This is a genomic window from Thermococcus sp. (genome assembly GCF_027052235.1).
Lineage (GTDB): Archaea > Methanobacteriota_B > Thermococci > Thermococcales > Thermococcaceae > Thermococcus.
In genome coordinates this window covers 1-10,005 of the sequence record NZ_JALUFF010000056.1, presented here as the reverse complement: position 1 = coordinate 10,005, position 10,005 = coordinate 1, and the positions used below count along the sequence as shown (strand labels likewise).

Genomic DNA, 10,005 nt, shown 5'->3' with positions numbered 1-10,005 from the left:
TGTCCTCCATGTTCACCTTGGTCAGGGTGTAGGCTACGAAGTCGCCAATTATCCTCGGGTCGCCGAGGTAGGCAAACCTCGAAAAGGTCTTCTCGTTCCATTCGATGTTGCTCATAACGGTATCACCAATCTATGTAAGAAGCTCGGGGTATATAAGGGTAGCCGTCCGGGAGGTTTAAAAGGGAAAGCCGGAATGGAAGGAGGGTGGGAACATGAGGGAGACAACGGCCATAGCCATAATCCTCACCGCAGGTATCGCCCTCTCTCTCATCATGAGGGACTACGCCGGAATAGCACTCGCGGCGCTCGGAATACCGGCGTATCTGGCATATACGGCCAGGGAGCAGAACATACTGGCGAAGTCGAGGCTCTATGACAGGGACCTCTTTGTGATGATAGCCATCTCTGTGGTCGTCATACTGGCCTTCAACTACTTCCTCGACCCGAGGGTCGGTCTGATAGCCCTCGCGGTTCTCGTCCCCCTCATAGCCCTCGGGGCCGACAGGCTAAAGTCTGGAAAGGACGTCCAGAACGGGTGAGAGCCTTCCCGTCCTCTTGTACTCCCTGAGGGCCTCCCTCATCTCCTCTCTGAATCCCTCGTCAAGGCCGAAGTCCTCATAAATCTTCTCCGATATCGCGTTCTTCCCGACAAAAATCATGGACATCGCCGACGTCAGGTTGTTGGGCTTCCTCCAATTGGCCTTCTCGAAGTCTATTATCCAGATGGTTTTTCCCACTATTATGTGCTTGCCCCCCTGCATCTGACCGTGGTCGAGGCCGAGCCTGTCAAGGGTGGCCGTTTTCAGGGCTATCTCAAAGAAGTGCCACCTCTTGAGCCTTGCCCTGAGGATTTCCCGGCCCTCTGCAAAGCCCCTGACGATGTAGTCTAGGCCTTCAAAGGTGCCGTATTCAATGAGGGGAGGGGTTATCTTAAAGTGCTCAATTGTCCTGATTATCTCGGCCTCCCTTGAGAAGTTTCTCCTCGGCGAGTCCGGCCTCGCGAGCTTTACAACGACTTTCCTGTTCCTGAGTAAGGCCCTGAAGACCAGACTAGTTGTTCCCTTGGAGAGGAACTCAACTCCCCTAAAACCCCTCTCGTCAAGCCACTCAAGGAAATGGCGAACCTCAGAGCTGAAGAGTTGGGGTACCATCATCCTCGATAAGCTTAAATAGGTGGCGGAATAAAATAATTTCGGTGATAGCCAATGGTGACGGCCTTTATTTTGATGGTAACGGCCGCGGGCAAGGAAAGGGAGGTTATGGAAAAGCTTCTCGCAATGCCCGAGGTCAAGGAAGCCTACGTTGTCTATGGAGAATACGACCTCATAGTCAAGGTCGAGACCGACACGCTGAAGGACCTGGACCAGTTTATAACCGAGAAGATAAGGCGCATGCCCGAGATACAGATGACCTCAACGATGATAGCCATCTGATTCCGCTTTCTTTCTTCTACTCATTCTTCATCAAAAGAAAAAGGAGAAAAGGGAGCTCACTTGTTCATCATCAGCCTTATCCTCTCCGCGGAGTCCTTGGCCTTGTCGGAGATGTTGCTCAGCGTTCTGGCTATGTTGAGAATGTAGAAGCCGGTTCCCCAATCGAGCTCACCGGCCTTCTCAAACACCAGCTTCATAAGCCCGGTATCAAGACCGTCTATCCTGTTCTCGACGTCCTCTATGGCCTTAATTATCTCGTACTCCCGCTCTATCTCCTTCTCGGCGAAGCCGCTCTCTATGACCCTGTCCATCTGGACTATGGCATCGTAAACGAGCTTCGCGGCCTTTATGCTCTCCCTCCCCATCTCCATGATCAAGTCCTTAATCTCCCCCGGAATTCCGTCGGGCTTCTTGACGAGGAGCCACTTGGCGGTGTCCTCGGCTGCATCCGCCACCTTGTCCTGCATGTGGAGGTAGATGAGCACGTCTTCTCTAGCAACAGCCATCATGAGCTTTGAGCTCAGGGAGTCCCTTATCTCTGCCTTTATCCTGTCTGCAACGTCTTCAAGCCTGTCAACCTCAACGGCGAGCTTTTCCGTACCCTCGTAGTCTCCCTCCCTCCACGCCTGAAGGGCCTTTTCAAGGGTCTCGACCGTCTCAAGAACCACCTCAGCGTGCTTTATGAGGGGCTTGAAGGGGCTTTTCGCGAAGAGTTTCGTCCAGACCTGCATGCCATCACCCCACCAGCATAAGGGCCTTGAAGATGACGGCGCTTATCAAAGCGGCGACCGGAACCGTAACGAACCACGAGATTATTATATCGATAACGATGGCCTTGTTTATTGCCTTTACGCCCCTCGCGAGGCCTATTCCTATAACAGCGCCGACAACGGTGTGGGTCGTTGAGATGGGCATTCCAAGCCAGCTCGCTGTTAAAACGACAGTTGCAGCTGAAAAGTCTATGGTGAAGCCGCGCGTATTGGTCAGCTCTGTTATCCTCCTTCCGACGGTCTCCATGACCCGGTAGCCGTAGGTGGCAACGCCGACCGCTATGCCGAGGCCTCCTAAAGCGAGTATCCACCTCGGAACGGGAACCTTCATCCCAGCCATTCCCATCGTCGCGACCGCGTAAACTGCCGCGACAGGGCCGATTGCGTTGGCAACGTCGTTGGCACCATGCGCTAAAGCCACGTAGCCAGATGTAACGACCTGAACTTTCCTGAATATGGCTTCAACACCTATGAGGGGGTCGCTTATCGGGAAGCGGAGCCTTATCAAGGCGTAGGTGATTAGAAAAACGAGAACCCCGACCGGAACGCCGTAGTAGAGAACCCCAACCTTCAGGTCCTTCCCGTGGAGAACTTTTATGTAGAACATCGTCCCGATGACCACGAAGGCCAGTCCTATCCAGAAGGGCGACCAGAGGCGGGCGCTCCTCACCGGGTTTTTCCTCTCGAATATGCTCTTCGTTAGGGCCTTGAAGACGAAGTAGGCCATTATGGCACCGACTATGGGGGAGAGAATCCAGCTGAGGATGACCTGCGTCATCTTGCCCCAGTTGACTATTGAGAGGCCGGCGTAAACTATACCGTAACCGACTATGCCACCGATTATCGAGTGAGTGGTAGAGACCGGTAAACCGAACTTTGTCGCTATGACGAGCCATATGGTGGCAGCCAGAAGTGCAGAGGCAGAACCGTAGATGAGCACATGGGGGTCGGTTATCCGGCTCGGGTCGAGGATTCCCTTCCTTATCGTCTCGGTGACGCTCTTGCCGAAAAAGTAAGCTCCAGTAAACTCAAGGAGACCCGCTATAATGACCGCCTGTCTCGGCGTTATCGCCCCCGCCCCAACCGCGGTGCTCATTGAATTGGCGGCATCGTTGGCACCTATCGCCCAAGCCATGGCAAAACCGAGAATGATCGTTATCAACAACCACGGCTCCACAACAACCACCGGGCCGAAGTAAAGAAGACCGTATAAATATCTTTTCGCAATAGAATATATCGAGCTAACAATCTCTATATAGAAAAAGGGTCAGGAGAGCTTGACGACCCTTATGCCAATCTCTCCCGGAGCCATCGTCAGGACAACGTAGTGGTAGAAACCACCCTCATCTGGCTTCGCGTAGAGCGGCGCGCCACCACCACCGGTTATGATGAAGTGCACCCCCTTGTAAGTTCCGTTCCAGTAGATGTGGATGTGGCTGAAGATTCCAAAGGCGTCGTACTCCTTCATGAGCTTCAGCAGCTCCTCAGCGCTCTTCTCGTTCATTGCGTGGTCGTCTCCACCGGGTCTCGGGTCGTAGGGCGGGGCGTGCATAACTATCACCGGCCTCTGTCCGAGGCTCCTGGCGAGCTCCATCTGCCCGGCCAGCCACTTGAACTGCCTCTCGCTCAGGGTGTAGCTACCCATGACGTCGTTGGCGAAGATGTAGCGGTACTTTCCGAGGCTGAAGGCATAGTCGGTGGGCCCGAAGAAGTAGTGGAAGATGTTTATGCCTTCTCCCTGGTACTCGTGGTTGCCCGCCGAGATGAATATCGGCTTGTTCCACTTCCAGACCTTCATGAGCTCCGCCCACTGATAGACAGTCCCGGAGTAAACGAGGTCGCCACCGTCTATGATGAAAGCCCCGCTCTCGTTGTTTATCCTGTCCCTTATCTCAAGGAAGACCCTGGGCGGTTTGTCACCTCCTGGGGGCCTGTGGTCGCCGAAGGCGAAGACCGTGTAGTTCTCAACAGGCTTGGCCACCAGCGAGAAGTTCCCCCCGGTGGTTAGTTCAACGCTCGTGTCGCCGATAACCTTAGCCCCCTCGGGGAGCTCCATAAGATTTGGATTGACGTTCTCTATAACGTAAGTCAACGGAACCTCGGGTGAGCCCCTCACCCTTACGGTAACGTTGAAGCCGAGGGCGTGGATGTAGACCCTCGTGTCGTTCACCAGCCTTATGAAACCGCCGTCAACGGTAACGTTGGCTCCCCTTATGACACGCCAGCCGTAGATGAAGGGCTCCTCGAAGGATAGCTGGTAGAGCTGGATGAACTCACCTTTGTCGGGAAGGCCGTTGAGGTTCACGTCACCTATCTCCTTGACGACGAGACCCTCGAACTGGCCGGAGCGGACAACGGCGTTAAAGTCCACCTTCAGCCTGCCATCCATGACACCCTTGAGGAAGTTCAGGGCACCGCCCACACCGGCCCTGCTGGTTCCGCTGACAACCAAAGTGGAGCCGTTCTCGGTGTTGAAGACCGCTATAACCCCGTGCCAGGGGCCGAGGAAGTGGAAGCCGTTCCTGTAGGCGACGTAGCCGAAGGGCTCAATGTCCCTCACCTGAACCCTCTTTCCAAAGAGGAGCCTCATTCTCCTGACCTCTGCCGGCGAGAGGACGGCTATACCCGTTCCATGGTATTCGGAAGCGGGGAGAACCTTCGCATTGGGGAAGTAATACCTTACGAGGTCTTCGTAGCCCTCGCTGGTGTAGAAGGTCATGTTGAAGAGCTTGTTCCAGTTTCCTATAACAGCCCCGGCTGGGTATTTGCCGAAGTTTATCCCGGAGACCTTCTCCTGGGTAGTTGAGGTGGTAGATGTCCCCGTTGTCCCGGTGCCGGCCGGTGAGGAGACGCAACCGGCCGAGAAAACCACGAGCAGGAGGACGAACAGTGCGAGCCTCTTCAAGTCAACCACCTGAGTTAGTTGGCCCGGCGTTTTAAAAGCTTGGTGCAACGTTTAAATAGAACCGGGAGAACTGAAATGGGGATGCCCATGTTCGTCGGCCACTACAAGGATGTTCCCGAGAAGGATACCGGGTTTGAAGGAGTAACCATCCGCTGGCTCGTTTCTCCAAGGCTTGGAGCAAAAAACTTCGCAATGCGCTACTTCGTGATGAAGAAGGGCTCGGAGATACCGATACACCAGCACGACTGGGAGCACGAGATATTCATCGTTAGAGGAGAGGGGATAATCACCAACGGCAAAGAGGAGCACCACGTAAAGGCCGGAAACTTCCTCTACGTCCCGCCCAACGAGCCCCACGGCTACAAAGCGACGGGAGAAACCCTTGAGTTCCTCTGCATAATCCCGGCAAAGAAGGAAGCCATTCCCGAGGACGAGTGGGCCTAGCGTTTGTGGTAGTGGAGCTTCACCTTTTTCCTCCTTATGAGGAGGAGGTGGGCCTTCCTCGACTTGGGGAGGGGTGGTTTTTCTTTCAGGAGCTCAAGAGCAAGGTCATAAGCCAAGGAGGCTATGACGAAGAGGAAGAGAGCCAGGACTATCATGGGCGTGTAGTACCACAGGACGCCAACGGTGTGTATAACCAAGACGACCTTGCCGAGAACCTGCTCCGGGTAAACGTTCCATGGGTCAGCGTATTTCCTGTTGTCGCCCTTGGTTACGAGGTAATACCTCCCCGACGGGTCGGTCTTTATTTCCACTATCCTGTGGGTTATCCTGTAGGTGTTGCCTCCGATGTGGACCTCGTAGAGTATAACGTCGCCGACGCGAAGTTCCGATGGATCAACAGGCTTCGTTATCACAAGGTCGCCCGGGTTTATGGAGGGCTTCATCGAGTCAGTGAGGATGACAACGTACTGAAAGCCGAAGACGAAGTGGAGAACAACAACCCCTGCTACAAGGAACAGGAGAAGATAACTCAAAAGTGAGAAAAAATCAAAGTGTCTGAGCCTCATTCACGGCCTCCTTCACTGCTGCGGCCCTACGAGAACGACCGCAACTTGATCCATGTTGCCAATTTCGACGCTACTGCTAAAGTCTATCTCAATGGAGCTACCCGCGCTGAGGTCAGAGCTCAAAGTCTGGCTGCCCTGGGCTATTACTGTTCCGCTTGAGTTGTAAACCTTAACGTATATCGTCGTTCCGGAGCTAAGGTCCTGATCAAACGAGACTTTTACTCCCTTCACGTAGTCAGGGTTGCTGTCAAGAACCCAGTTGACGTTTGCGTTGGCAACCCCACCGGGAACTGTAATCTGCTGGGGTCCTCCCTCGCCTATGTTCTGGACGTGGAGGGTGAAGGTGGGCACGGCCAGCGCTGCACCGACTATCGCCAGCACCAGCGCGAGTGCCAGCGGAACAACACTCCTTTTAACGACCACCATGGTATAACCCCCTGGTTAGCACCTTCTTAGAGAATAAGCTGGAATAAAGTTTAAATAGTTTTCTTAAGGGATTCTGAGGGCACCGTTTTCACAATTGGGGATTCTACATGGTTTTTTGGGAATTTTACAAGATATCCACCCACATCATAGAAAACCTCTAAAGAAGACGACCTTTAAGGTAGGTGGAGCCAACGCCCTCAACGATAGCTTCTCCCAGTTGGCCGGCCCTTCCGGAGTCGAGGATTATCTCCTTGTAGTTGAACGTCCTCCCCTCGATTCCTCCTTTCTTGCCCTCGCCGTGAACCAGAACCTCGACCTTCTTCCCCACGTAGGATTGATTTATCTCGTAGGCTATTTGAAGCCTCAGGCGATGTAAGAGTCTGGAGCGCTCCTTGACGAGCCAGCCCGGCAACTGCTTCCACTTTGAGGCTATCGTGCCCGGCCTCGGCGAGTAGCGGGAGACGTTTATCTTGTCGGGCCTTATCCTCTTCACAAGCTCGACCGTGTTCTCGAAGGCTTCCCCGCTCTCCCCGGGAAAGCCAACTATGATGTCCGTGTTGAGGTTCAGTCCGGAGATTTTCCTCCTGAACTCCTTGACTATCTCCTCGAACTCCTCAACGGTGTAATTCCGCCCCATCCTCCTCAAAACCTCGTTGTCCCCGCTCTGCACGGGAAGATGTAGGAACTTGTAGACCTTCTCGCTTTGATATGCCTCAATCAGCTCGTCGAGAATCTTTATCACATGATTTGGGTTCATCATACCCACTCTAACGCGGAACACCCCCTCAATGGCCGTTATCTCGTCGAGGAGCTTAGCTAAGTTAGTCCCGATATCAAAGCCGTAGCAACCGGTGTCCTCGCTGGAGAGCTGTATCTCCTTATAGCCCCTCGCGAGAGCTTCCTTAACCCACCTGACGACAAGTTCAGGTTTGTAGCTCTTGAGGACTCCACGGGCGAAGCGCGTTGCACAGTATGTGCAGGCGTTGAGACAGCCTTCGCCTATCGGGACGACAAAAACAACCCCAGACTTCCAGAGGCGCGGGAGTTCGAGCTTATCCAGATTCCTTTCGCGCCAGCCCTCGACGCTCACCAGCTTTCCACCGCGCTCCGCAACCTCAATGGCTTCAGCTATTCTATCTATGCTCTTAACGCCCAGCATTCCGGAAACGCGGGAATCTATTACGCCGGGATTAACGTGGATGAGACAGCCTGTCGCTATTACTTTCTTACCAGAGTCGAGGAGTTCCCTGATTCTTCTGACCATCTTGTGCTCGGTCGGGTCTTTAACGGCGCAGGTGTTTACAACAACGTAGTCCGCTTTTTCCGGGCTCTCCGCCAGCTCATAGCCTGCCCTAAGCAGAATCGCCTCCATAATCTCTCCGTCTGCCCTGTTCCTCGTGCACCCGTAGCTTTCCACGTAAACTCTGGCCATCGGCACACCATCGAAAAGTGCCCTTAAAAAAGACGCGGTTCAGAAACGTGGAATGAAGAAAGGAATGAAAAGGAAGTCACTCGATGACCGAGGCGAAGGCGAACTTCCTCTTGACCGAGTTGATAACGATCTCGACCTCGTCTCCAACCTGAGTGTTCGGGACGAAGATAACGAAGCCCTTTATCTTGGCGATGCCGTCACCGCCCTTTCCAAGGCTCTCAATCCTGACTTTATATCTCTCCCCAACCTTAACGGGGGCTTCGCTTTCGTATCCACCAAATCTGTCTCCGTACATATCCAACACCAACTTTCCAACTTTAGGCCTCCTCGAAGGACTCCGAGAAGAGCCTCACTCCCCGTTCTCGGGAGAGTATTTAAAGCTTTGGGTATCCGTAAGTTTTTCAACCAGCTCAACGACCTTTGGAACGGCCCTCTCGACCTCCTCGCTCAGCTCCATGCCGAGGTCTATCTCCTTGGCAACGATGCCGATGAAGTGTACCTCAGCCCTTGCCAGCCTCTCATCGAGGGCCATTAGGAGCTTAAGGCCGTCTATTGCCCCCATGAAGTGGGCGCTCCTCATCTCAGCCTTCAGCCTCTCGAAGACTTCTCCCCCACTAAGGTGGACTATCTCCCCCGGTTTGAGCTTGTCGCTCAAGATAGCGTCGATGATGATAACTCTCTCCTCGCCGCTGTAGTGGTTGGCCAAGAGGAAGACATCGGTTCCGACCTCAAGGACGTTGTAGCCTTTCTCGGCGAGAAGTCTGCCGGCCTTGAGGCCAGCTCCATCGTCCCTCATCAGCTCGTTTCCGAGGGCGAGGATTAGGGTTCTCAAGCTCTCACCCCGATGAGTGGAACGCCTTCCTTCTCCGCGGGAAGTTTAAAGTCGTCATCCAGAGTCGCCAGGGAAAAGCCGTGCTCCATGCAGGTGGCAAGGATTAATGCATCGTTCGGGAGCATGGCGTATTTGCGGATGAGGTCTTTTGCTATATGAGAGGTCTTTTCTCCGAGTTCCACGAAGGCATATTCCTCAAGGGCCTCAAACACAAGGTCAAGCTCCCCTGGAAGTTTTTCGGGTTTTCCCTTCAAACTTCTCGGAGATACGCCGGAATAGAAGCCGAGAAGTAGGTAAACGACCTCACTGAAGACTATCGGGTTGATGAAGAGAACCACATCTGAGCCCATCAATCTCAAGAGAATCTCCTTGGCTTTGGGATTTCCCTTGAAGTGCTCAATCAGAATCGAGGTATCGAGCAAGACGCCCTTCATACATCTCCCTCTTCATTTCCTTCCACGTTTTGTCAGTCTTGAGCACCCCGAAGAGCTTTTCCATGTTCTTTCTCAGCTTCTCTTTGTTTCGCAGGTACTTGGCCATCTCCTCGACCTCTTTTTTGAAAGCCTCCTCGTAGCCATCGGGAACGACGACGTGAATGACAACCTCTCCCATCTTCCTCCCCGGTCTTAATTAGCTAAAAGGCCTTAAAAAGTTGAGAGGTCAGAGCCTCGCCACGTGCTGGAGTATGCGCATGGATTATCCCGTTATTAGGTGAACACCCTCTGCCTCTGCCGAAACCTTAAAATCATCATCTAGGGTCACCAGGGAAAAGCCATGCTCCATGCAGGTGGCAAGGATTAATGCATCGTTCGGGAGCATCGCGTACTTCTCGATGAGGCCCATCGCCTTAAAAACGGTGCTCTGCTCTACGGGAATGAATCCAAAGCCCCTGAGAACCTTAAAGACCTCCCAGATTTCTGAGGGAAGTTTATCAGGATTTCCCTTCATTGTTCTGGGAGACCTCCCAAGGTAGTAACCGAGGAGGATGTAAACAACCTCACTGAAGACAACGTCGTTTATGTAGAGCACCACATCGGCCTTTTCGAAGGACTCCAGAAGCTTCACTGCCTGCTCGTTGCCCTTAAAGTACTCGATGAGCACAGAGCTGTCAACGAGCAAGTCCTTCATAGTACTCCTCCTTGAGCTCTCTCCAGGATTTTTCGGTTTTTAGTATGCCTTTGAGCTTCTTCAGGTTTC

At 53.4% G+C, this 10,005-nt stretch carries 15 protein-coding genes; 3 read left to right on the top strand and 12 right to left on the bottom strand.

Going from position 1 to position 10,005, the window contains the following annotated elements; translation table 11 throughout:
- Nucleotides 1–212: 212 nt before the first annotated feature.
- Complete coding sequence (locus MVC73_RS06550; protein ID WP_297508612.1) at nucleotides 213–539, top strand: hypothetical protein; 327 nt, start codon at nucleotides 213–215, stop codon at nucleotides 537–539.
- Here the strand turns inward: MVC73_RS06550 and MVC73_RS06545 are convergent.
- Nucleotides 507–1,151, bottom strand: a complete 645-nt coding sequence (locus MVC73_RS06545; protein ID WP_297508609.1) for a serine/threonine protein kinase — start codon at nucleotides 1,149–1,151, stop codon at nucleotides 507–509. The two genes, MVC73_RS06550 and MVC73_RS06545, sit on opposite strands and share 33 nt — an antisense overlap.
- Nucleotides 1,152–1,205: 54 nt before the next feature.
- On the opposite strand from MVC73_RS06545, the gene MVC73_RS06540 reads away from it, so the two are divergent.
- Nucleotides 1,206–1,433 (top strand): Lrp/AsnC ligand binding domain-containing protein, encoded by a 228-nt coding sequence (locus MVC73_RS06540; RefSeq protein WP_297499609.1) that lies wholly within the window; start codon nucleotides 1,206–1,208, stop codon nucleotides 1,431–1,433.
- 56 nt (nucleotides 1,434–1,489) lie between these two features.
- Here the strand turns inward: MVC73_RS06540 and MVC73_RS06535 are convergent, their stop codons facing one another.
- From MVC73_RS06535 to MVC73_RS06525, 3 genes are all read right to left on the bottom strand, one after another.
- Complete coding sequence (locus MVC73_RS06535) at nucleotides 1,490–2,164, bottom strand: TIGR00153 family protein (RefSeq protein ID WP_297508606.1); 675 nt, start codon at nucleotides 2,162–2,164, stop codon at nucleotides 1,490–1,492.
- Between the two features lie 4 nt (nucleotides 2,165–2,168).
- On the bottom strand, nucleotides 2,169–3,389 hold the full coding sequence (locus MVC73_RS06530; RefSeq protein WP_297508603.1) for an inorganic phosphate transporter: 1,221 nt from the start codon (nucleotides 3,387–3,389) through the stop codon (nucleotides 2,169–2,171).
- 81 nt (nucleotides 3,390–3,470) lie between these two features.
- The gene (locus MVC73_RS06525; RefSeq protein WP_366938942.1) at nucleotides 3,471–5,117 is read right to left on the bottom strand and encodes a metallophosphoesterase; all 1,647 of its coding nucleotides are present in this window, start codon (nucleotides 5,115–5,117) and stop codon (nucleotides 3,471–3,473) included.
- Between the two features lie 78 nt (nucleotides 5,118–5,195).
- Between MVC73_RS06525 and MVC73_RS06520 the strand changes: the two genes are divergently transcribed.
- On the top strand, nucleotides 5,196–5,552 hold the full coding sequence (locus MVC73_RS06520; protein ID WP_297508615.1) for a cupin domain-containing protein: 357 nt from the start codon (nucleotides 5,196–5,198) through the stop codon (nucleotides 5,550–5,552).
- Here the strand turns inward: MVC73_RS06520 and MVC73_RS06515 are convergent.
- The 8 genes from MVC73_RS06515 to MVC73_RS06480 form a co-directional block, all read right to left on the bottom strand.
- The gene (locus MVC73_RS06515; protein WP_297508600.1) at nucleotides 5,549–6,118 is read right to left on the bottom strand and encodes a signal peptidase I; all 570 of its coding nucleotides are present in this window, start codon (nucleotides 6,116–6,118) and stop codon (nucleotides 5,549–5,551) included. The two genes, MVC73_RS06520 and MVC73_RS06515, sit on opposite strands and share 4 nt — an antisense overlap.
- A gap of 12 nt (nucleotides 6,119–6,130) precedes the next feature.
- Nucleotides 6,131–6,544 (bottom strand): hypothetical protein, encoded by a 414-nt coding sequence (locus MVC73_RS06510; protein WP_297508597.1) that lies wholly within the window; start codon nucleotides 6,542–6,544, stop codon nucleotides 6,131–6,133.
- A 157-nt stretch (nucleotides 6,545–6,701) separates the two neighbouring features.
- Entirely contained in the window at nucleotides 6,702–7,976 is a 1,275-nt protein-coding gene (locus MVC73_RS06505) for a tRNA (N(6)-L-threonylcarbamoyladenosine(37)-C(2))-methylthiotransferase (protein ID WP_297508593.1), read from the bottom strand.
- Nucleotides 7,977–8,052: 76 nt separating this feature from the next.
- The gene (locus MVC73_RS06500; RefSeq protein WP_297497970.1) at nucleotides 8,053–8,271 is read right to left on the bottom strand and encodes a TRAM domain-containing protein; all 219 of its coding nucleotides are present in this window, start codon (nucleotides 8,269–8,271) and stop codon (nucleotides 8,053–8,055) included.
- Nucleotides 8,272–8,325: 54 nt separating this feature from the next.
- Nucleotides 8,326–8,808 carry a hydrogenase maturation protease gene (locus MVC73_RS06495; protein WP_297508589.1) on the bottom strand — a complete coding sequence of 161 codons (483 nt, stop codon included), beginning with the start codon at nucleotides 8,806–8,808 and terminating at the stop codon, nucleotides 8,326–8,328.
- Nucleotides 8,805–9,242 carry a type II toxin-antitoxin system VapC family toxin gene (locus MVC73_RS06490; protein ID WP_297508586.1) on the bottom strand — a complete coding sequence of 146 codons (438 nt, stop codon included), beginning with the start codon at nucleotides 9,240–9,242 and terminating at the stop codon, nucleotides 8,805–8,807. The genes MVC73_RS06495 and MVC73_RS06490 overlap by 4 nt, the downstream gene beginning before the upstream one ends.
- On the bottom strand, nucleotides 9,205–9,420 hold the full coding sequence (locus tag MVC73_RS06485) for a hypothetical protein (protein WP_297508583.1): 216 nt from the start codon (nucleotides 9,418–9,420) through the stop codon (nucleotides 9,205–9,207). The genes MVC73_RS06490 and MVC73_RS06485 overlap by 38 nt, the downstream gene beginning before the upstream one ends.
- A gap of 84 nt (nucleotides 9,421–9,504) precedes the next feature.
- Nucleotides 9,505–9,936 (bottom strand): type II toxin-antitoxin system VapC family toxin, encoded by a 432-nt coding sequence (locus MVC73_RS06480; RefSeq protein ID WP_297508580.1) that lies wholly within the window; start codon nucleotides 9,934–9,936, stop codon nucleotides 9,505–9,507.
- Nucleotides 9,937–10,005: the final 69 nt, after the last annotated feature.